This is a genomic window from Xanthomonas sp. NCPPB 2922, assembly GCF_041520885.1.
In the GTDB taxonomy this organism is placed as follows: Bacteria; Pseudomonadota; Gammaproteobacteria; order Xanthomonadales; family Xanthomonadaceae; genus Xanthomonas; species Xanthomonas campestris.
The window spans coordinates 327,221-348,530 of the sequence record NZ_JBGOFY010000003.1 but is presented as its reverse complement, the minus strand read 5'-3'; the positions used below and the strand labels follow the sequence as shown (position 1 = coordinate 348,530).

The window sequence follows — 21,310 nt, the reverse complement described above, 5'->3', positions numbered from 1 at the left end:
GGCATTGCCGCGATGCGCAGGAACTGCAACCAAACAATGGTGCCCAAGAGGGGACTCGAACCCCTACGACCTAAGTCGCTACCACCTCAAGGTAGTGCGTCTACCAATTCCGCCACCTGGGCATACGTTGCGCCGCTGGGCATCCCAGTGCGCAGCGTATTGTAACCGCCTTCAGTCTTTTTGTGCTGGTTCCGGCGTCTTTTCTTCGCGTGCGGCAGGCGCCGGCTGCGTCGGTGCGGACTGCACAGGTGTTGCGGCAGGTGCAGTGGCCGGCTCGGCCGCAGCAGGCAACGGCTGCGAGGGAGCGGTGGGCACTGCGCCAGCGGCAGGCGCCTGCGGCAACGGCTGGGTCAACTCACCCGCGGCGGCCGGAGCCGGCGTGGCCGACTGCGACATCACGCCCAGGTTCTGGTCGGTGGGACGGGCGCCATGGGTGGCGTACCAGGCCATGAACAGACTGATGCTGAAGAACACCACCGCCAGCCACTTGGTCGACTTGGACAGGAAGTTCGACGCACCCTGCGAGCCGAACACCGTGCCCGACGCGCCCGCGCCGAAGCCCGAGCCCGCCGCCGCACCGGCGCCACGCTGCATCAGGATCAGCGCAATCATCGCCAGCGCGACCAGCACGTAGACCACATTGAGGATCAACATCAGCATTTCGAAATCCGTCCCCGGACAAAACTTAATGGGTTAACAAGCGGCCGCCGCACGCGCGATGGCCAGGAAGTCTTCGGCAACCAGTGACGCGCCGCCGACCAGCCCACCGTCGACGTCGGGCTGGGAAAACAGCTCGCTGGCGTTGTCGGGCTTGACACTCCCCCCGTACAGGATGGGCAGTGAATCGGCAATTCTAGCATCCGCCTTCGCGACTTCGCCACGAATGAAGGCGTGCACGGCCTGGGCCTGGTCCGGCGTGGCGGTGCGCCCGGTCCCGATGGCCCAGATCGGCTCGTAGGCCACTACGGCGCGGGCGAATCCGGTGCTGCCGACCAGGCTCAGGACCGGCTCCAACTGGGCACGTAGGATTGCCTCAGTCTGACCGGCCTCGCGCTGTTCCAGCGATTCGCCAACGCACAGCACCGGGATCAACCCGGCATGCATTGCGGCGGCAAACTTGCGCGCGACCAGCTCGCTACTTTCCTGGTGATACTGACGGCGCTCCGAATGCCCGACCAGGCCGTATTCGGCACCGACATCCACCAGCATCGAGGCGGACACTTCACCGGTGTAGGCGCCCTTCTCGTTGCTACTGACGTCCTGTGCACCGAATGCCAGGTGGTGGGCCTCGAAGTCCTCGATCAGATCACCGAGATACGGCAAGGGCGGCAGGATGACGACATCGACACCCGCCAGGGGCATGTGCGCGGCCACCTGCGCCACCAGTTCGGTGGCGAAGGCACGCGTGCCATGCAGCTTCCAATTTCCAGCAACGATCTTTCGACGCATCAGGTGCAGGTTCCTGAGTTGAAGACAGGCGTGAGAATAGCCCATGCCCTGTCGGTACCCGGCAGACTTGTGTCCGATGCGTGTCCCATTTCACCCCAATCAGGAACCTGCCATGTCCGTTTCGCCTGTCTTCGCCCTGATCACCGGCGCTTCCAGCGGGATTGGTCGCGAGATTGCCCGTGCCTACGCAGCGCGCGGGATGCCACTGATCCTGACGGCGCGGCGAGTGGACCGGCTGGAGGCGCTGGCCGCGGAATTGGGCGCGCAGGTGCGGGTGGAAATCCTGCCGGAGGATCTGGGCGACCCGGCCGCCCCTGCCCGGCTGGTCGCCGACATCCAGCGCCAGGGCTGGACCGTGGGCACCCTGGTCAACAACGCCGGCTACGGCGTGCCCGGGCGGTATCTGCAGAACGACTGGCAGACGCATGCGCGGTTTCTGCAGGTGATGGTGACGGCGGTGTGCGAACTGACCTGGCGGCTGTTGCCGATGATCCGCGCCAGTGGCCAGGGCCGGATCCTCAATGTGGCCTCGTTCGCCGCACTGACGCCCAGCGCCGATGGCCAGACGCTGTATGCGGCCGCCAAGAGTTTCATGCTGCGCTTCAGCGAGTCGCTGGCGCTGGAGAACGCCGATTGCGCGGTGAAGGTGTGCGCGCTCTGCCCGGGCTTTGCCTGGTCGGAATTCCACGATGTCACCGGCACCCGCGCGGCGATGTCCACCCTGCCCGGCTGGGCGTGGCTGCAGGCCGATGCCGTGGCGGCGTACGGCATCGCCGCGCTGGAACGCGGGCAGGTGCTGGCGATACCAGGGTGGCGCTACCGCCTGGTGAACGTTGCACTGCACGTGTTGCCGCACGCGCTGCTGCTGCGGCTGATGGCACGTGGCTCGCACCGGGTGCGCCCTTTGGAGAACGCAAGCGATGCATAAGCAAGCGACACTGCAACTGACAGGCCACATCTCGCGCCGCTCGCGACCGGGAACATGGCAAACAACGCGATGGACAGGGGAAAATCAATGACGACAAGATTCATAATGCGCCATCAAGCGGAGCTCATTGCGCTCTTCATTGCATCATCGGCTTTCTTTGCAATTCAGCTTGCCATCGATGCCAAGGCATTTACCGGAGATGCCGGAGCCTACTGGGCCTTGAGCTCAGCAATTACTGAAGGGACCTTCCCCAAGACGATTCGCGGATATTCCTACCCACTTCTACTGACACCATTTAGATTCGCTTTTGACCATTCAGAGCAGGCTGGATTGTTATTACTCAAGCTCGGGCAATCGATAGGATACGGCTACTTGTTTTCGATCCTCTTTCCGAACCTTTATCAGGTCATATTTGACGCCAAACCGTCGGCATCCACCAGACTCACCCCTGCACTCCTGATGGCCTTTGCATTTCCCGGATTGATATCTTACCCGCTCAGCGACGCACCTTCTTTTGGGATAATGGCGCTAGCCTTATATGCTTGCATCAAGGCCGTCAAATCACAGTCCTTCAGTCTTTTAATCGTAGCAGGGCTGCTTGCCTATTTAGCCTACAACACACGAACCATCTATTTATTTTCCTTCTTTACACTCATGGTCATTGCTGCGATTTTTTTCTCAAAAAGCCTTAAGCAAAGATTTTTTGCATCGACATGCTTTCTACTAGGCGCACTAGTAGGCGCAGCCCCCCAAATGGCAATTAATTACAGCCACCACTCAACGCGCTCCCCACTCGTAGTGACGGATGTCCGCGGCGCATCCCTATTTGCTCGGCAGCTGGCATGGGGAATGATCGTTGACAAATATGAAACACATATTGACCCCCAGACCAAAAAAGCCATACCCGTATTCTATGCAAACAACAATGGCGCACTCATCCTCCAACAAAATGGAGGCATTGAGAACAATCAATCAGTCGTAAAAATAGCTGGCCTGATGACCCAGCATCCAATTACATTTATAAATATATATCTCCGTCACATTGCGTTAGCTCTCGATGTGAGGGACGGAGAAGTCTACACTCGGAACCCTACGTCAGAAAAAAATATTCAGTCGCTGATTTTACTTAGCATCGTCTTATTTGGGCTAACCCAACTTGTCCGAGCAATCTTCTTTCAGGCCTCTAGTGAGCCGGTAAATCGCAGACTTCTTTACACGCTCGTGCTCCTGGCGCCTTGCATAGCCATCATTCCCGGCGCCATTGAAACTCGCTTCTTCTTGCCAATTCATTGCCTTTCCTACTGTGCCCTTGCGTTTGGTGGAATAAAAAAGGAAGCCATCGCAATACAGCTAGCGTGCACAGCAATCTTGACAGCAGCGATCTTCACGTTTGCCGCAAAGTCGGCAGACAGCCCAATCCACTCCCGACCCGAGTCTTACATCCCCACCCCATCGAATATATGAAGCAGGCAACGATCTGGCCACTATGATCGCGTGCAAACTTATGCATCAGTCAACCACTCGAGTGCCTATCCATCCTCAGTGATTGACGATCTCGCCATGCATCGCGGCCAGCCGTGCGAGCAGGCGATTCTGGGTTCGGCGCGGAATGTTGCGCTGATCCATTGCCCAGTTGAGATCTTCGACCAAGGCATTGAAGTCGCCCTCGCGGATGGCCATATGCTGGTGCGCCTGTGCCATGGACTTGGCAGTGTCCGGGCACGGGCCATCGGCGACATGGCAGAATTTCTGCACCAGCCGCTCGTTGAGCATGACGATGTTGACGCGTGCAAAGTGCTCGACGATGCGCGGGTCGTCGGCGATGCGCGAGAGCATGGTTTCCACCAGGGCCTCGATCCCGGGCTGACCGCCCAATTCTTCGTACAACGTCTGCCGCGGTTGCGTGGTGGCACAGCCGCTCAACATCAGCACGCAAAGCAGCGAATAGCGCAGCCATCGGGTCATCACAACGCCACCTGCACGGAAAGATACGGTCCGCGCTGACGCTTCAAGGTGGCAACCTCGCCCAGATCGGCCCAGGCGGCGGTCAGCGACACGTGCTTGGTCGGGAACCAGGCGACGAAGCCGTCGGCCCAGGCTTGCTCGCGGGCGAAACCGAGATTGTTCGGCTTGTCGCGATACTCCAGGCCCACCACCCACGACGGGCTCAGCACCACGCCAGCGCTGACTTCACCGACCAGCCGATAACTGTTGCGACGGTCGCCGCCGAAGCCCAGCAACCCGGTTTGATTGGCGCGAGTAGCGCGCACGGTGCCGTTGAGCAGCAACTGGTAGCCGCCAGCGCCTTGCAGCAATAGCCGCGTGGCGCTGAGATAGACATCGGTGCCGTGGTCGTCGCGTGCACCGATCGCCAACGGCAAGGTGCCGTCGCGCAGGCGCTTGTACTGCACGCCAAGACTCAGCTGTGGCGCGCGCCCGTAGACCAGGTCACCATGCAGTCGCACTTTCGCGCCGAATACATCCTGGCCAAGCGCATTCCACGGCAACCCCAGCCGGTCCTGCAAGGTGCCCAGGTCCAGACGCTGGCGCGCCACCGAAAGCTCGAGCCGATTGCCAACGGTCAATGCGGCGCCCTGCACATCCAGACGGTAATCGCCGCTATCGACGTGGGTGGCGAACGCCACGGTGCCGAGTTCATCGCGCGTGCCGTACCCCGACAACGTGGCCCAGGGCACGATGCCACCGCCACTGCTGCCTTCGAGCATCGAGACGCCGCCGGTGGCCAGCAACCGGCCCTCGCCCGCCATGCACAGCAGTGGGCTCAGGGCCATTGCGGCGAGTAGCGTTGCAGCGACTACCGTGCGTGGAAAACGCTTCATCGTTGACCTCCCGCCTGCGCCGCGGGCGAGCGACCGAGCTGGCGCATGCACCATGCCAGCAGCGGTTTTTCTTCCAGTGGCGGCGAATACAGATAGCCCTGCACCATGTCGCAGCCGTAGCCGCGCAGCAGCGCCAGCGCAGTGTCGTTTTCCACGCCCTCGGCAATCACGCTCAGGCCGAGGTTATGCCCCAAATCGATGGTGCTGCGCACGATGAAGGCATCGTCGGTGCCTTCGGCCAGCTGCATGACAAAGCTCTTGTCGATCTTCAATTCGTTCACCGGCATGCGCTTGAGCTGGGCCAGCGAGGAATAGCCAGTGCCGAAGTCGTCGACCGACAGCCGCACGCCCACATTGCGCAGTTGATGCAACATATGCAGCGCAAATTCGACATCGCGCATCAATGCGCTTTCGGTCAGTTCCAGCGTGACCGAGGTGGCCGGCACCGCATGCCGCTGCAGGCAGCCGCGCACGAAGTCCGGCAGACCGGGGTCGGACAGATCCAGCGCCGACAGATTGATGGCCATGCCCAGTTCAAGCCCCTGCGCTCGCCACTGCGACTGGCAGTGCAACGCCTCGTCCAGCACGAAGCGGGTGAGCGGATGGATGACGCCGGAATGCTCGGCCAACGGAATGAATTCGTCCGGGCCGATCGGCCCCAACACCGGGTGATGCCAGCGCACGAGCACCTCGACCTGCTCCACCTGATCGGTACGCAGGCTGATCTTGGGCTGGAAGCGCAAGGTCAGCTCGTTGCCACCGATGGCCTGACGCAGATCGCCGGTGAGACGCAGCCGGCGTAGATGCTGCTCGTCCTGGCCAAGCCGGTACACGCTGGCGCCACTGGCGGTGTCGCCGACCTGGCCGCGCGCGATATCGGCGCGACGCAGCAGCGTGTCCGGGTCGGCGCCATGTTCGGGAATCAACGCAATGCCGATGCTGGCTTCGAGCTGGATGCGCGCCTGCGGCAACGCCAGCGGGCTGCGCAATTGCAGCAGCAGGCGTTGGGCTTCCTCCTGCACGGTGGCCGGGTCGGCATGCGCCACCACCACCATGAATTCGTCGCTGCCAAGGCGCCCGACGATGTTGGGCGCCTGCACCACGTCGGCAAGCCTGCGCCCGGCTTCGACCAACACCTGATCGGCGAAGTCGTGGCCCAGGCTGTCGTTGAGCTCCTTGAAGCGCTCCAGGTCCAGGATCAACACCGCTGCGGTGCCGCCCGAGGCCACGGTCTGATCCACCACCTGCTGCAGCTGCTCCAGCAGCCAGATGCGGTTGGGCAAGCCAGTGAGTGCGTCGTGGCGTGCCTGGTGCAGGATGTGCTGCTCGCGCGTGGCGATCTGTTGCTGCATGCGCCCGAAGCTGTCGGCCAGCTCCGCCAATTCGCGCCCGGGCGGCAGTTGCACGGTGGTGTGGTAATCACCGCGCTGGATGCGGCGTGCTGCCTGCACCAGCAGCGCCACCGGTTTGCTGACGCTGCGCGCGAGAAAAATCGAGACGCCCAGTGCGGCGGCGGTGGCCAGGCCAGCCAGCAGCAAAATCCGTAATTTGAGTGTGCGGTACGGCGCCACCGCCCGGTCCAACGACGCCTGCAAGGCAACCCGCACGCGGGTATCGCCCTGGATGGACTGCAACTTCACCAGGTAACGCGAGTCCCCCAGGGTCAGCGGGATTGCAGCGCCCTGCGCGTGTTCGGCCGTGCGCAATTGCTGGGCGAATTCCGTGCGTTCGGCTGGTTCCAGCGTGGATGCCAGTACGCGCGGCGGCGCACCGTCGATGAAGAAGGTGGCATCCAGACCCGTGGTGCTGCGGAAATCCTGCGCAAGGCTGTCGCCGGATTCATTACCGATCGCAATCCAGCCCACCCGGCTCGGCGCCAGTACCTGCACGACTGCCAGGCGCACGATGTGTTGATCCAAGGCCACCACACCGACCGCACGCCCGTCGTGCTGGGCCTGTTGCAGCAAGGCCTGCACGGCACGCAGCTGCTCGGCCTGCGGCAGATCCGCTAGCCCGGTCAGAAAATCGCCTTCAGGCGACAGCAGCACTGCCGTCTGCGCATCCATGCGCGCGGCGTGGTTGCGCAACGCCGACTGCATCGTGGGCACATCGCCGCTGGCAACGGCTGCGCGGAAGCCGAAATCGTCCGCCAGCACCGAGGCCGATTGCAGCAGTTGTTCATCGCGGCGCTGGTTGATGCGTTGCCATACTCGCTCGCCAATCAGCAGCTCTTCGCCGAGTTGCGCCTTGACGCTGCGCTCGGTGGCCACCTGCACGGCAATGAAGGTCAACGCCTGGGTGCCGAGCACCACCAGCACCAGCAGCGCGGCGATGCGCGTATGCAGTCGCATCGCCTTCATGGAGACGGCTTTTTCGGGTCGGCGGCGCGACGGAACTTGTCCTGCAGCGCGCGCACGCGATCATCCGGCGGTGCCACCGCTGGCGCTGTGCCGGTGGTCTGCACGGTGACACGGCGCTGCAGCGCATCGCGGCTCAGCACCAGTGGTTCGGACAGCGCAGCGCCCTTGATGCGTGGATGCCAGACGCGCAGGGTGTAGCTGCCCGCGGGCGCATCGATCTGGACACGGCCATCGCTGCCGCTCTTGCCGAAATACGGGGTGTCCAGCACCACGATGTATCCCAGCATCCAGTCATGGATGTTGCAGCCCACCGTCACCAGCCCGGCCTGATCGAAGCGTACCGGCGCAGCCGTGGTGCCCTGAAACAGCGGCAACTCGAACTTCTTGGCAGGCGAAAACGAATACACCTGATGCCGGATTTGATCATTGTTTGGGAAGCGCACCAGGCTACCCGTGCGTACCGCGAGCACCGCGGGAACGAACTGCGAATTCACCTGATCCATCGACACCGTTTTCGAGGTGCCGGTCGCCGGCACCGGACGTGCGGTTTCCAGGCTCACCACTGCATCAACCAGCACGCCGCCGGCGTCCTGGACAGTCACCGTCACCGGTGTTGCCACGGCCACACCCGCAAGGCACCCGGTCAGCACCAGTGCCGATGTTCCAACGACGTTGATTACTTTTCGCGTCCACATGCGCCCGCACCTCATCGCAGTCCTGCAGCGGGCGCCAGGCAAATCCGACGTCGCGCTAGCGGCCAGACTGGGATATCGGCAGAGGTGAACGCAAGCTTTAACCGGACGCGAGCGAACGTTCATCAAGCAAACTGTGGCGAGCGTCATCCGCCATGTTGCGAGCGCGGCCATAGGCCGCGCTTGGGTCCGTTCGGCTTACTTGAGCTTGATCTCGCGCAGGCGCTCTTCCAGAAACCCGTGTGCGGTGATCGGTTCGGGATAGCGGCTGGGGTTGTCGGCGCTGATGCAGGACGGCAACACGTCGATCAGGAAATCCGGGTTCGGGTGCAGGAAGAACGGCACCGAATAGCGCGGTTTGCGCGCTTCCTCTCCCGGCGGATTGACCACGCGGTGGATGGTGGACGGGTACACATGGTTGGTCAGGCGCTGCAGCATGTCGCCGATATTGACCACGATGGTGTCGGCTTCCGCGGTGAACGGCACCCACTCGCCTTCGTTGGAACGCACTTCCAGGCCAGCGGCACTTGCGCCCACCAGCAAGGTGATGAAATTGATGTCGCCGTGCGCGCCGGCGCGCACATTCGGGATGTCGTCGCTGGTGATCGGCGGATAATGGATCGGGCGCAGGATCGAATTGCCGTGATCGGTCTTGTCGGCGAAGTAGTCCTGCGGCAGGCCGATGTGCAGCGCCAGCGCCGACAACACGCGCGAGCCCAGCTGATCCAACTGCTGATACAGGTGGTAGCCACGTTCGCGGAAGCCCGGCACTTCGGTCGGCCACAGATTGGGCGCCATCACTGCGCGGTACGGCGAATCGTCCGGGATCTCGCGGCCGATGTGCCAGAACTCCTTCAGATCGAAATGCTTGGAGTCCTTGGCGGTTTCCACACCGAACGCCGTATAGCCGCGCGCGCCGCCACTGCCGGGCACGTGGTAGCTGCGCTTGACCTCGTCGGGCAGCGCGAAAAATGCCTTGAACACCTCATAGGCGGCGTCGATGTCGGACTGCGCAATGCCGTGATTGCGGATGCCGGCAAAGCCCCATTGCCGATAGGCGGCGCCGAGCTCGGCGACAAACGCCTCGCGGTCGCTGTCGAAACGGGTGATGTCCAGGGTGGGGATGCGCGCGCTCATACGGATGTCTTGCTCAAGAATGAAAGAAGGCCGGCCGCTCAGGACAGCAGGCGATACAGCACATAAAACGTCGCGGCCTTGGCGAAGACCACGCAGATGCCAATGATGAGCGACTCACGCCGCGTCACGCACCGCTCCGGCGAGGCGATCGAGCGTGTCCTGCATCAACCCCGCTTCGTCGGCCTCCACAGTCACGCGCACCACCGGCTCGGTGCCGGACGGGCGCAGGAAGGCGCGGCCACGCCCCTGCACCGCCGCCTGCGCTTGCTGCAGCGCCTGCTGCACGCTGGCGGCTTCCACAATAGCCTTGGCTGCACCGCCGCCCAGACGCACGTTGACGGTCTGCTGCGGCACCTTGCTCAGGCTGCTCAGCGCCTCACGCAGGCTCTGCCCGTCGCGCCCCAGCGCTTCGAGCACCTGCAATGCGCTGACGATGCCATCGCCGGTGGTGGCCCGGTCCAGACACAGCAGGTGGCCGGAGGTCTCACCGCCCAGCGTGCCACTGCCCTCGACCAGGGCCTGGTGCACGTAGCGGTCGCCGACCTTGGCGCGCTGGAACGGGATCTGCAACGCGGCCAGGGCTTTCTCCAGCCCGTAATTGGTCATCAAGGTGCCGACCACCGTGCCGGTGAGCCGGCCGCTGGCCTGCCACGAGCGCGCGAGCACGTACAGCAGATCGTCGCCATCGACCGGGTTGCCCTGGTCGTCGGCCATCAGCACGCGGTCGCCGTCACCATCGAAGGCGATGCCCAGCTGCGCGCCGGTCTCGCGCACCTTGGCGGCGAGATTGTCGATATGCGTGGAGCCGACACCGTCGTTGATATTGAGCCCGTCCGGCGCCGCACCGATCACCACCACCTCGGCGCCGAGCTCGCGAAACAGCATCGGCGCGATGTGGTACGTGGCGCCATGCGCGCAGTCGAGCACCATCTTCAACCCATGCAGGGTGAAGCCACGCGGGACGCTGGCCTTGCAGAATTCGATGTAGCGGCCGATCGCATCGCGGGTGCGGATCGCCTTGCCCAGGCGCTCGGATTCCACGGTGTGGAATGGCGCATCCAGGGCCGCTTCGATGGCCGCTTCGGTGGCGTCATCGAGCTTTTCGCCCTCGGCGGAAAAGAACTTGATGCCGTTGTCGTAATGCGGGTTGTGCGATGCGCTGATCACCACACCGGCATCCGCGCGCAAGGTGCTGGTCAAAAACGCAATGGCCGGGGTCGGCATCGGCCCGATCAGCTGCACGTCGGCACCGGCGGCCACCAAGCCGGCTTCCAGTGCTGCTTCGAACATGTATCCCGAAATGCGGGTGTCCTTGCCAATCAGCACCAACGGGCGCTTGCTGCGCCCAGCGGTGAGCACACGCCCAAGCGCATTGCCCAGGCGCAACACGAAATCGGCTGAGATCACGCCCTGCCCGACCCGACCGCGGATGCCGTCGGTGCCGAAATACTTACGACTGCTCATGCGGCGTCTGCGTCCTGCGGATGCGGCTGACGCATCATCATGGTGGTCAGCTCGGCGATGCGGTCGCGCATGTCGCGGCGGTCGCAGATCTGGTCGATGGCGCCATGATCGAGCAGGAACTCCGAGCGCTGGAAACCTTCGGGCAGCGTCTCGCGCACGGTCTGCTCGATCACGCGCGGGCCGGCAAAACCGATCAGCGCATGCGGTTCGGCGATGTTGATATCGCCCAGCATCGCGAACGAGGCCGACACGCCACCGGTGGTGGGATGGGTCAGCACCGAGATATACGGCAGGCCGGCTTCGCGCAGGCGGCCCAGCGCCGCGGAGGTCTTGGCCATCTGCATCAGCGAAAACAGGCCTTCCTGCATGCGCGCGCCGCCACTTGCAGAGAAACACACAAACGGGCAGCCCACTTCCAGCGCCACTTCGGCCGCACGCGCAAAGCGCTCGCCGACCACCGAGCCCATCGAGCCGCCCATGAAGGCGAAATCGAACGCGGCAGCCACCAGCGGGTTGCCCTTGAGCATGCCGCGCATGGCGATCAGGGCGTCGTATTCGCCGCTGCTCTTCTGGCTGGCCTTGATGCGCTCGCCGTACTTCTTCTGATCCTTGAACTTGAGCACGTCCACCGGGCCCAGCTGGGCCGCGATTTCGGTGGTCGGGCTGTCCACGTCGAACAGCGCGGCCAGACGGGCGCGGGCGCGGATCGCCATGTGGTGGTCACACTTCGGACACACCTCCAGGTTCTCCTCAAGCTCCGGGCCGTACAGCGCGCTGCCGCAGTTGCTGCACTTCTCCCACAGGCCCTCGGGGACGCTGCGCTTCTTGGCGGGGGTGTTCTCGGTGCGGATGCCGGAAGGCATCAATTTGCTGAGCCAGCTCATGCGTGTATGACAATCCATGCAAGGCGGCCGTGCAGGCCGCAGAGGGGCGACAGTCTATCCCAGCGCCCCATGGCGGTGCAGTGGGCGGCCGCGCGGGGTGGCGCCGAGCGCCCTGGGCCAAAACGCCAGGCGATCATGCGGGAACGTATTGCCGGCATGATCGCCGCCGTTGGGCACCTACATATTCCACCGGCAGGCGCGCGGCAGCGGCGCCTCAGCCAGCGTCCAGCGCCTGCCGCAGCGGCTGCAGGAAGTCTTCTGCCCGCTCACGCGCACTGCGTACGTCCGATGCGTCGGCCAGGGCCGCCACCAGCGCGCTGCCGACGACCACGCCGTCCGCATCCACCGCCATCGCGGCAGCACTGGCGGCGTCCTTGATGCCGAAGCCGGCCACCACCGGTGCGCCGGCACGGGCGCGCAGCTGGCGCAGGCGGTCGCTGGCGGCATGCGTGTCCAGCCGGTCGGCCGCGCCAGTCACGCCAGAGAAGCTCACGTAATACAAATAGCCCTGCGCAGTGCTGCACAGCATGTCCAGCCGGGCCTCGCCGGTGGTGGGCGACGCCAAGGCGATCAGCGCCAGGCCGACCTCGGTGAAGATGGCGCGGGTCTCGTCGGCCTCCTCGGGCGGCAGGTCGACCAGCAGCACGCCATCGATGCCGGCGGCCACCGCGGTTTCGGCAAAGCGCCTGGTGCCGTGGATTTCGATCGGGTTGAGGTAGCCCATCAGCACCACCGGGGTGGTGGCGTCCTCGCGCCGGAATTCCTGCACGGCTTCGATCACATAGGCCAGCCCGGCACCGCGGCCCAGCGCGCGCTCGGAGCTGCGCTGGATGGTGGGGCCGTCGGCCATCGGGTCGGAGAACGGCACGCCGAGCTCGATGATGTTCGCACCGGCGCGCACCAGCGCATGCATCACCGGCACGGTGGCTTCCAGTGAGGGGTCGCCGGCGGTAATGAAGGGAATCAGCGCCTTGCGGCCAGAGTGGCGCAGCGCGTCGAAGCACGCAGCGATACGGTCGGGCGCGCGGCTCATGCGCATCCCTCCACCAGTTGCACGGCGTCCCAGCTTCCCCAGTACATCGATGTCACGCTGCCTTCTCCAGTTTCGTAGCGAACGGCGAGCCCACGCGCGGGGTCATGCCATGTCAGATAAAGATCCTTGCCGTCGTCACTGCCATAGTGATGCGGCTCGACGCTGTAGCCCGCGGGCAAGCGTGTACGCACAATGGCATCGCTGTCGCCGATGCGAATGCCGAAGGGGCCCGCGACCCCGGCATCGGTGACGTCGAAGCGGACGATGCGCCCGTCCTCGACCATCATTGCCACGCCCGCGGGCAGCAGCCCTGCTTCCACGTAGTCGCACTGCCCGATCGGGCCGGCATTCATCGGCTTCCAGGCGGCGCGCGGCGCCAGCTCGGCGAAGCGCTGGCCAACGCGCACCGCGCCACTGCGATCCAGCGCGGGCGCCGATGCCGCGGCGGCTGCCAATGCAGACAGGCACAGCAGCGCCATGCCACCGCCGAGGTTGCGCGCGTGCGCTGCGATCACAGCACCATGCCTTCGCGCGCGGCGATGGTGTGCACGTCCTTGTCGCCACGGCCGGACAGGTTGCACAGCACCAGCGCGTCCTTGGGCATTTCGCGCGCAAGCTTGATCGACTGCGCGACCGCATGGCTGGATTCCAGCGCGGCCAGGATGCCTTCGGTATGCGCCAGCAAGTGGAACGCGGCCAGCGCTTCGTCGTCGGTGATGCCCTGGTACACGGCACGGCCGCTGTCGGAGAGGAAGGCATGCTCCGGCCCCACGCCGGGGTAATCCAGGCCCGCCGAGACCGAATGGGTCTCGATGATCTGGCCGTCGTCATCGCAGATCACGTACGTGCGATTGCCGTGCAGCACGCCGGGGCGCCCGGCGGCGATCGATGCCGCGTGGCGGCCGCTGGCAATGCCATCACCCGCCGCTTCGGCGCCGTAGATCTTGACGGCAGGGTCGTTCAAGAACGCATGGAACAGGCCGATGGCATTGCTGCCGCCACCCACGCAGGCGCTGATCGCATCCGGCAGGCGGCCGTAGTCTTCCAGCATCTGCGCGCGCGCTTCGCGGCCGACGATGGCGTTGAAATCGCGCACCATGCGCGGATACGGATCCGGGCCGGCGACGGTGCCGATGATGTAGAAGGTGTCCTGCACGTTGCTGACCCAGTCGCGCATCGCTTCATTCAGCGCGTCCTTGAGCGTGGCCGAGCCCGAGGTGACCGGGATGACCTTCGCACCGAGCAACTGCATGCGGTAGACGTTGATCTTCTGCCGTTCGATGTCGGTCGCGCCCATGTAGACCACGCATTCCAGGCCCAGCCGCGCCGCGACGGTGGCACTGGCCACGCCATGCTGGCCGGCGCCGGTCTCGGCAATGATGCGGGTCTTGCCCATGCGGCTGGCCAGCAGCGCCTGGCCGATGGTGTTGTTGATCTTGTGCGCGCCGGTGTGGTTCAGGTCTTCGCGCTTGAGCAGGATCTGCGCCCCGCCCACTTCGCGGCTCAGCCGCTCGGCGTGGTAGATCGGGCTGGGGCGGCCGACGTAATGCTTGAGATCCTTGTCGTACTCGGCAATGAAGGCCGGATCCTGGCGCGCCAGATCGTAGGCGGCAGACAGTTCCTGCAGGGGCGCGATCAAGGTTTCCGCGACGAAGCGCCCGCCAAACTTGCCGAAATGGCCGGCGGCATCCGGGTACGCATGAAAGTCACTGATGGGCTGGGCCGACATGGGAGCTATTCCTCCGCAACACTGCGGAAATACGGGAAAGGCGCACTCTAACGCAGGCGACGTAGCGGATAAATCGATAAGATCGCCGCAACCTGTGACCTGTACTCACATATGCCCACCTCCCTGCCCCCGCTTGCCGCCTTGCGCGCCTTTGAGGCCGCGGCGCGCCTGCAAAGTGTCAGCCGCGCTGCCGACGCCCTGCACGTGACCCACGGCGCCATCAGCCGGCATGTGCGCGCGCTGGAACAGCTGTTGGGCACCGCCCTGTTCACCCGCCAGGGCCGCGGACTGGTGCTGACCGCCGCCGGCACGCGCCTGCGCGATGCCACCAGCGAGGGCTTTGCGCTGATCGCCGACACCTGGGCGGACCTGGCCAGCCCGCGCAACGAGGCGCCGTTGGTGCTGGGCTGCTCCGGGAGCCTGCTGGCGCGCTGGGTGATCCCTCGACTGGGCCGGCTGCAACGCGATCTGCCCGATCTGCGCGTGCATCTGTCGGCGAACGAGCAACCGCCCGGGCCGGACCTGGACGGCCTGGACGCCGCGCTGCTGCTCGACACCCCGCCCTGGCCGGGCGACTGGCAGGTGCACGAGCTGGGCGAGGAGTGGATCGGGCCGGTGCTCAGCCCGCAAAGCCCGCTGGCGACCCAGCTGGCCGGGCAGCCGCCGCACGCACTGCTGGCGCACCCGCTGCTGCATACGCGTTCACGCCCGCAAGCCTGGCCGGACTGGGCGCAGGCGCATGGCATCCCGGCCGACAGCTTGCGCTTCGGCACTGAGTTCGAGCATCTGATGTATCTGCTGGAAGCCGCTGCGGCCGGACTGGGCGTGGCGATCGCGCCGCAATCGCTGGTCGCCGCCGACCTGGCGGCCGGGCGGCTGGTGGCGCCGTGGGGCTTTACCCCGACCCGGGGCCGCTGGGGCCTGTGCGCGGCGCGGCGCAATCCCGATCCGCGGATCGCACAGCTTGCCGGCTGGTTGCGCGGCGAGCTTGCGGCGGATCAGCCCTGATCAGAGGCGAGGCGCTACATCGAGCAGCGGCGTCTTCGCGCTACCACGCATGAAAAAAGCCCCGGAAACCGGAGCCTTGAAGAGTTCTCAGCTGCCCGAAGCGTCTGATGACGCTCCGGGTTTATTGCGCGACGCGCCTGTGCAGGTCACTTCGCCAACGCCTGCATCTGATCTGGCGAACGTCGGCATCAGCGCGGCACAACCATGGGCTCATACCGCAGCACACTGCAGCGCGCTCAAGAGACCACCGTTACGACATCTCGTGACAGTCGGCGCGGCGCACTTCTTCGACGAACTTGCGCATCTTGTGGCCGTCCTTGATGCCCGGCGCAAGCTCCACGCCGCTGGACACGTCCACGCCCCACGGCAGGGTCGCCACGATCGCGTCGAAGACGTTGTCGGCGGTGATGCCGCCAGCCAGCAGGAACGGGCGATGCAGGCCGGTGGGCAGGCGCGACCAGTCGAAGGTCTTGCCGGTCCCGCCACCCTCGCCCGGCGCATGGCTGTCGAACAGGAAGCCGGCCGTATTGGGATAGGCCAACTGCAGCGTCCGCGCGTTGGCATCTTCGCCATTTACGCCGGAAGCGCCCATCGGCACCGCCTTGAGATACGGCAGATTGAAGCTGCGGCAGAAGGCGTCGTCCTCCTCGCCATGGAACTGCAGCAAGGTGGGACGCACGGTGCGCACCACTTCGCGCACTTCTTCCTTGGAGTTGTTGCGGAACAACGCCACCACATCGACCATCGGCGCGGTGGCCTGGCGCATGGCGCGCGCCTCGGCCGGGGCCACGCGGCGCGGGCTGCCATGGGCGAAGATGAAACCCACCGCGTCCACACCCAGCTCGCCGGCGAGCCGGATGTCGCCGGCGCGGGTCATGCCACAGAACTTGATGCGGGTGCGGTACAGCGATCGATTCATTGGGTCACCTCGGCGGGCAGATGCCACTCTGCGGGATACAGCGGCCCGATGAACACCAGGCCTTGCGGCGGTGCCGTCGGGCCGGCCACAGTGCGGTCGCGTCCGGCGAGCAATGTCGCGATCCAGTCGATCGGCTGTTCACCGGTCCCGACCAAAATCAGCGAGCCAACAATATTCCGCACCATGTGATGAAGGAATGCATTGGCCTGCACCTGCACCTCCACCACCCCGCCCAGCCGCTGCACGGTGATGGCCTGCAGATTGCGCCGCGCATGCAGGGCCTGGCATTGCACGCTGCGAAATGCGCCGAAGTCGTTCTCGCCCAGCAATGCCTGCGCGGCGGTGTGCATGGCCTGCGCATCCAGCGGCCGGCGCTCCCAGCTCAGGGTCTGCCGGTACAGCGCCGGGCGGATCTGCCGGTTGAGCAGGCGATAGCGATAACGCCGCGCCCGCGCGGAAAACCGCGCATGGAAATCCTCGGCTGCCGGCACGCACCAGCGCACCGCCACTGACGGCGGCAGCCGCGCGGTGGTGCCCAGCATCCAGCCGCGCGGTTCGCGGTGGGCATCGCTGTCGAAATGCACCACCTGGCATTCCCCATGCACGCCGGCATCGGTGCGGCCCGCACAGACCACCTGGATCGGCGCATCGGCCACCGAGGACAACGCGGCCTGCAAGGTTGCCTGCACGCTCGGCCCGCCGTGCTTGCCCAGTTGCTGCCAGCCCTGGAACTCGCTGCCGTCATATTCCACGCCCAGCGCGTAACGCATCAGTGTCTGCCTCTTGGGATACCGGTCATGCGCAGCCGACTAGACGGTGCGCTCGGACCACACGGCCAGCGTGGTGCCGCCGGGCTCGCGAAAATGAAACCGGCTGCCACCGGGAAAGCCGAAGACCGGCTTGACGATCTGCCCACCGGCGGCGACCACCTGCTCCAGCACCGGGGCCAGGTCATCGGCATACAGCACCACCAACGGGCCGGTGTCGGCGGGTGCCGCCGCGGCTGCGCGATAGAAGCCGCCATCCAGCCGGCCATCGTTGAAGGCCAGATAGTCCGGGCCATAGGCCTGGAACTGCCAGCCGAACACCTGCGCAAAGAACGCGCGGCTGGCCTCCAGGTCGGCGGAGGCGAACTCGATGTAATCGATGCGGCGTTCGCGTGCACCAAGCGTGTCCATGGCCGGGCTCATGCCAGACGGTCGAGCAGGTCGGCCGCTTCGGCACGGGTGGCCGCATCGCCGGTGGCGGCGACTTCCAGCAACAGCCCGCGTGCGGTGTCCTTGTCGCCCAGGTCCATGTAGGCCACCGCCAGCTCGAGACGGTCGCGGCCGGCCGAGGCGAATTTGCGCGGCGGAGCAGCACTGAACGTCTCGGGATGCGGCGCGTCGGCAACCGGCGCCGGCGGGGCTGGGTCGAAGTCCAGGCTGTCCTGCTGCGTGGCTGGTGAATGCGGTGCGTGTGCGGCAGTCATTGGCGCTGGTGCGGGTTCGTCGCGTGCAGGCTCCGCTGCCGGGGCAGGTCTGGCGTCGGCCAGATCATTTGACGGCGCGGCAGGCGTCGCGCGCAAGGCGCGCCAATCGTCACTGGACACCACCGGGGCAGCTGCGTGCGGCACCGGCTCGGCCAGCTGCGGTTCGCGCCGCAGCACGTCCGACAGCGGCGGCTGCGTGCCACCGGCGCGTTCGTTTTCGTGGAGATCAATTTGCTCGAACTCGGTCTCCTGCACCACGTCGCGCTCGCTGGGCGCGGTGGCGGCGGCATCCGCATCCGGCTCGGCGGCAGCAGCTGCAGCGCCAGGCGGAATGAAATCGAAATTGCGGCGCGGCAACGGCGGCAGCGGCGATGGCTTGCGGCGGCGTGCGGCCAGCCAGGCCACCACCGCGGCCACGATCAACACCAGCCCGCCGATCAACCACAGCGGGAATCCGCCGCCCTGCGCGGATGCCGCCGGGGTTTCGGCCAGGCGCCGCTGGGCGGCGGCCAGGTCGGTGTCCTTCATGGTGATCAACGCCTGTTGCTGCTGCTTGAGCTTTTCCAGGTCGGCCACGCGGGTGCGCAGCTCCTGCAGCTCGGCATCGCGGGTGGCGATGTCTTCCTTGGCCTGTTGCAACTGTTCGTTGGCCGCCATCTCGCCCTCGCCTTCGCCACTGGTGCCGGACGTGGTGCCGGCCTTGTTGGTATCCGTCGCCACTGCGGGGGCGATCTCAAGCCGCGCGCCACCTGCGGCGCCTGCAGCGGCGGCCGCCGCCGGCGCGGGGCTGGCTGCCGGAGTGGTGCCCGCCTCGGCCGGTTGCGGCATGGGCGCACGCGCCTGCCGCCACTGCGTGGCCTGTTCGCGCACCAGCGCCGCGGCCTCGGCGGCGCCCACTTCGGCCAGCGCGTCCTGCTGCGGCGTGCGCAACACCGCGCCCTGCTTGAGCCGGTTGATGTTGCCGTTGATGAAGGCATCGGGATTGGTGCGCAACAACGCCAGCATGGTCTGGTCCAGCGAATGCCCGCTGGAACGCGCCACCCCGGCAGCGATCTCCGACAAGGTCTGGCCCGGGCGCACGGCCGGCAGCTGGTCGCCCGCTGCGCTGGCCGATGGCGCCGGCGCAGCGGCAGCAGGCCGTGCGGCCGGCCTTTCCACTGCACTGTCCTGGCGACTTGGTCGCGCGCCGGATGCCGCAGCCGGTTCGCGCGCAATGGTGTTGCTGGCGCCGGCTCGCGGCGCCTCGATGCCCGGCTCGGCAATCGCCGCTGCGGTATTGGGCGCATCGACCAGCGCCGAATACTCGCGCACCAGGCGGCCCTGGCCCCACTCCACTTCGATCAGGAAGTTGATGGCCGGCTGATCGACCGCCTGCGTGCTGGTCACGCGAATCACCGCGCGGCCGCGGGCGTCCTGCGCAAACTGGAACTGCAGGTTGCTGACCAGGCCTTGCGGCCGCTCCAGGCCGACCCGCGCAAAAATGGTTGGCGATGCCAGCGCCACACGCGCGTTGTCGAGCTCGCCGGGCTCGTTGGAGATGACCGGGATCTCGGCCACCAACGGCTGCCCGGGCTTGGACAACACCCGGATATCGCCCAACCCCAACGCCATGGCCGCACCACTGCATAACGCCAGCAGCAGCGCGCCCACCCCTTGTATCGGGCGCATCGCGCCCCGGCCCCTATGTTTCATGCGCATCAATATAGCCGCTGAATGAGCGAAAGAGTCGGCTTCATCATGCAGAGTGCGTGCACTGGCGTAATGCCGCAAGGCGCCATGCGTGCAGGCGCACCGGTGTGGCCATGAACGCGCTGGCAGGAGCAGATGCAAATTTGCACGCGGATGGCAACGGCGGTGCGTTGCAAGCCCGCTGCGCTGGCGCGTTGTCCAAGGATCGTCGCGACCAAGGCGTTGGTCGACGAGGCAAGGGACAAAGGTAGGAGCGCACTTGTGCGCGATGGGGCGTTACCGGTCAAGCCGCATCGCGCGCGAGCGCGCTCCTACGACGCTGAGCGCTCACGCCTTGCCGCGCACTGCGCCGGCGCAGGCGTCACGGCGAGGCCCGCACCCGGCATCAACACGAATGAACGTAGGAGCGCACTTGTGCGCGATGGGCGTTACCGGGCAAGCCTCATCGCGCGCGAGCGCGCTCCTACGACGCTGAGCGCTCACGCCTTGCCGCGCACTGCGCCGGCGTAGGCGTCACGGCGAGGCCCACACCCGGCATCGACACGAATGAACGTAGGAGCGCACTTGTGCGCGATGGGGCGTTACCGGGAAAGCCTCATCGCGCGCGAGCGCGCTCCTACGCCGCTGCAGGCTCAGCCTTCCTGTGCGACCAATTCGGCCAGCTGCACGGCATTGAGTGCGGCGCCCTTGCGAATATTGTCGGAGACGATCCACAGATTCAGGCCGCGCGGGTGCGAGAGATCCTCGCGGATGCGGCCAACGAATACCGCGTCCTGGCCGGAGGCATGCGTCACCGGGGTCGGGTAGCCGCCGGCCTTGTGCTCGTCCACCACTTCCACGCCCGGCGAGGCTGCCAGCAAGGCGCGCGCTTCGGCCACGGTGATCTTTTCGCGGGTCTCGATGGCCACCGCTTCCGAATGCCCGTAGAACACCGGTACGCGCACCGCAGTGGGATTCACCTGGATGTTTTCGTCGCCGAGGATCTTGCGGGTCTCCCAGACCAGCTTCATCTCTTCCTTGGTGTAACCGTTGTCCTGGAAATCGTCGATGTGCGGGATCAGGTTGAAGGCGATCTGCACCGGGAAGCGCTGCGGGTCGATCTGCTGGAAGCTCAGCAATTCGCTGGTCTGCTTGCCCAGTTCCTCCATCGCCGAACGGCCGCCGCCGGACACCGACTGATAGGTCGCCACATTGATGCGCTCGATGCCGTACTTGCGGTGGATCGGGCCCAGCGCCACCAGCATCTGCATCGTCGAGCAATTGGGGTTGGCAATGATCCCGCGCGGGCGCTGCTTCAGCGCTTCGGGGTTGACCTCGGACACCACCAGCGGCACATCGTCGTCGTAGCGGAACGCCGAGGAATTATCGATCACCACCGCACCGGCCGCAGCGAACTTGGGGCCATATTCCTTGGAGACACTGCCGCCTGCGGAAAACAGCGCAATATCCACGCCGGTGGGGTCGAAGTCAGCCAGGTCCAGCACGTCGACCTTGCCGCCGTTGAACTCGACCTGCCCGCCCGCCGAGCGCGCCGATGCCAGTGCGTACAAGGTGGCGACCGGAAACTGACGTTCGGCCAGGATGCTCAACATGGTTTCACCGACAGCGCCGGTGGCGCCCACGACGGCGACGTTGAAACGACGGGTTTCGTTGCTCATGAGAATGTCTTTATCGAAAGGGGAAAGAAAGGGAGCACTGCGGGCTGGG

General features: G+C 65.6%; 20 protein-coding genes and 1 tRNA gene. 3 read left to right on the top strand and 18 right to left on the bottom strand.

The window, feature by feature from the left end; all coding sequences use genetic code 11:
• Positions 1 to 37: 37 nt before the first annotated feature.
• From ACD584_RS06300 to tpiA, 3 genes are all read right to left on the bottom strand, one after another.
• A tRNA-Leu gene (locus ACD584_RS06300) sits at positions 38 to 122 on the bottom strand.
• Positions 123 to 171: 49 nt separating this feature from the next.
• The gene (gene secG / locus ACD584_RS06295) at positions 172 to 660 is read right to left on the bottom strand and encodes a preprotein translocase subunit SecG (RefSeq protein ID WP_011037660.1); all 489 of its coding nucleotides are present in this window, start codon (positions 658 to 660) and stop codon (positions 172 to 174) included.
• 33 nt (positions 661 to 693) lie between these two features.
• Positions 694 to 1,449 carry a triose-phosphate isomerase gene (tpiA, locus tag ACD584_RS06290; protein WP_014508214.1) on the bottom strand — a complete coding sequence of 252 codons (756 nt, stop codon included), beginning with the start codon at positions 1,447 to 1,449 and terminating at the stop codon, positions 694 to 696.
• A gap of 112 nt (positions 1,450 to 1,561) precedes the next feature.
• On the opposite strand from tpiA, the gene ACD584_RS06285 reads away from it, so the two are divergent.
• The gene (locus ACD584_RS06285) at positions 1,562 to 2,377 is read left to right on the top strand and encodes an SDR family oxidoreductase (protein ID WP_076036749.1); all 816 of its coding nucleotides are present in this window, start codon (positions 1,562 to 1,564) and stop codon (positions 2,375 to 2,377) included.
• A gap of 54 nt (positions 2,378 to 2,431) precedes the next feature.
• Positions 2,432 to 3,841: a hypothetical protein gene (locus ACD584_RS06280; RefSeq protein ID WP_076036748.1), complete on the top strand. Its 1,410-nt coding sequence runs from the start codon at positions 2,432 to 2,434 to the stop codon at positions 3,839 to 3,841.
• A gap of 75 nt (positions 3,842 to 3,916) precedes the next feature.
• On the opposite strand, the gene ACD584_RS06275 is transcribed toward ACD584_RS06280, so the two are convergent.
• The 10 genes from ACD584_RS06275 to trpB form a co-directional block, all read right to left on the bottom strand.
• Positions 3,917 to 4,342 (bottom strand): group 1 truncated hemoglobin, encoded by a 426-nt coding sequence (locus ACD584_RS06275; protein WP_014508218.1) that lies wholly within the window; start codon positions 4,340 to 4,342, stop codon positions 3,917 to 3,919.
• Positions 4,342 to 5,217, bottom strand: coding sequence for a DUF3034 family protein (locus ACD584_RS06270; RefSeq protein WP_175611624.1), 876 nt, complete (start codon positions 5,215 to 5,217; stop codon positions 4,342 to 4,344). Before ACD584_RS06270 ends, ACD584_RS06275 begins: the two co-directional genes overlap by 1 nt.
• A complete protein-coding gene (locus ACD584_RS06265) occupies positions 5,214 to 7,577 on the bottom strand; it encodes a bifunctional diguanylate cyclase/phosphodiesterase (RefSeq protein WP_076036747.1) in 2,364 nt (787 codons plus the stop codon). The genes ACD584_RS06270 and ACD584_RS06265 overlap by 4 nt, the downstream gene beginning before the upstream one ends.
• On the bottom strand, positions 7,574 to 8,203 hold the full coding sequence (locus tag ACD584_RS06260; protein ID WP_175611840.1) for a methylamine utilization protein: 630 nt from the start codon (positions 8,201 to 8,203) through the stop codon (positions 7,574 to 7,576). The genes ACD584_RS06265 and ACD584_RS06260 overlap by 4 nt, the downstream gene beginning before the upstream one ends.
• Positions 8,204 to 8,467: 264 nt before the next feature.
• The gene (locus ACD584_RS06255) at positions 8,468 to 9,406 is read right to left on the bottom strand and encodes an isopenicillin N synthase family oxygenase (RefSeq protein WP_076036745.1); all 939 of its coding nucleotides are present in this window, start codon (positions 9,404 to 9,406) and stop codon (positions 8,468 to 8,470) included.
• Between the two features lie 114 nt (positions 9,407 to 9,520).
• Complete coding sequence (gene glmM / locus ACD584_RS06250) at positions 9,521 to 10,870, bottom strand: phosphoglucosamine mutase (RefSeq protein WP_070690682.1); 1,350 nt, start codon at positions 10,868 to 10,870, stop codon at positions 9,521 to 9,523.
• A complete protein-coding gene (gene accD, locus ACD584_RS06245; RefSeq protein WP_042598394.1) occupies positions 10,867 to 11,754 on the bottom strand; it encodes an acetyl-CoA carboxylase, carboxyltransferase subunit beta in 888 nt (295 codons plus the stop codon). Before accD ends, glmM begins: the two co-directional genes overlap by 4 nt.
• A 214-nt stretch (positions 11,755 to 11,968) precedes the next feature.
• Positions 11,969 to 12,787, bottom strand: coding sequence for a tryptophan synthase subunit alpha (trpA, locus tag ACD584_RS06240; RefSeq protein WP_012437953.1), 819 nt, complete (start codon positions 12,785 to 12,787; stop codon positions 11,969 to 11,971).
• The gene (locus ACD584_RS06235; RefSeq protein WP_175611623.1) at positions 12,784 to 13,302 is read right to left on the bottom strand and encodes a hypothetical protein; all 519 of its coding nucleotides are present in this window, start codon (positions 13,300 to 13,302) and stop codon (positions 12,784 to 12,786) included. Before ACD584_RS06235 ends, trpA begins: the two co-directional genes overlap by 4 nt.
• Positions 13,299 to 14,516, bottom strand: coding sequence for a tryptophan synthase subunit beta (trpB, locus tag ACD584_RS06230; RefSeq protein ID WP_076036743.1), 1,218 nt, complete (start codon positions 14,514 to 14,516; stop codon positions 13,299 to 13,301). Before trpB ends, ACD584_RS06235 begins: the two co-directional genes overlap by 4 nt.
• Before the next feature lie 111 nt (positions 14,517 to 14,627).
• Here trpB and ACD584_RS06225 point away from each other — a divergent pair, with 111 nt between their 5' ends.
• Entirely contained in the window at positions 14,628 to 15,524 is an 897-nt protein-coding gene (locus tag ACD584_RS06225; RefSeq protein ID WP_076036742.1) for a LysR family transcriptional regulator, read from the top strand.
• A gap of 250 nt (positions 15,525 to 15,774) precedes the next feature.
• Here ACD584_RS06225 and ACD584_RS06220 read toward each other — a convergent pair whose 3' ends face one another.
• From ACD584_RS06220 to ACD584_RS06200, 5 genes are all read right to left on the bottom strand, one after another.
• Positions 15,775 to 16,443 carry a phosphoribosylanthranilate isomerase gene (locus ACD584_RS06220; RefSeq protein WP_011037675.1) on the bottom strand — a complete coding sequence of 223 codons (669 nt, stop codon included), beginning with the start codon at positions 16,441 to 16,443 and terminating at the stop codon, positions 15,775 to 15,777.
• Entirely contained in the window at positions 16,440 to 17,213 is a 774-nt protein-coding gene (truA, locus tag ACD584_RS06215; protein WP_070690664.1) for a tRNA pseudouridine(38-40) synthase TruA, read from the bottom strand. The genes ACD584_RS06220 and truA overlap by 4 nt, the downstream gene beginning before the upstream one ends.
• A gap of 39 nt (positions 17,214 to 17,252) precedes the next feature.
• Complete coding sequence (locus ACD584_RS06210; RefSeq protein ID WP_076036741.1) at positions 17,253 to 17,633, bottom strand: VOC family protein; 381 nt, start codon at positions 17,631 to 17,633, stop codon at positions 17,253 to 17,255.
• Complete coding sequence (locus ACD584_RS06205) at positions 17,630 to 19,582, bottom strand: FimV/HubP family polar landmark protein (protein ID WP_258872031.1); 1,953 nt, start codon at positions 19,580 to 19,582, stop codon at positions 17,630 to 17,632. Before ACD584_RS06205 ends, ACD584_RS06210 begins: the two co-directional genes overlap by 4 nt.
• Positions 19,583 to 20,235: 653 nt before the next feature.
• On the bottom strand, positions 20,236 to 21,261 hold the full coding sequence (locus ACD584_RS06200; protein ID WP_011037679.1) for an aspartate-semialdehyde dehydrogenase: 1,026 nt from the start codon (positions 21,259 to 21,261) through the stop codon (positions 20,236 to 20,238).
• Positions 21,262 to 21,310: the final 49 nt, after the last annotated feature.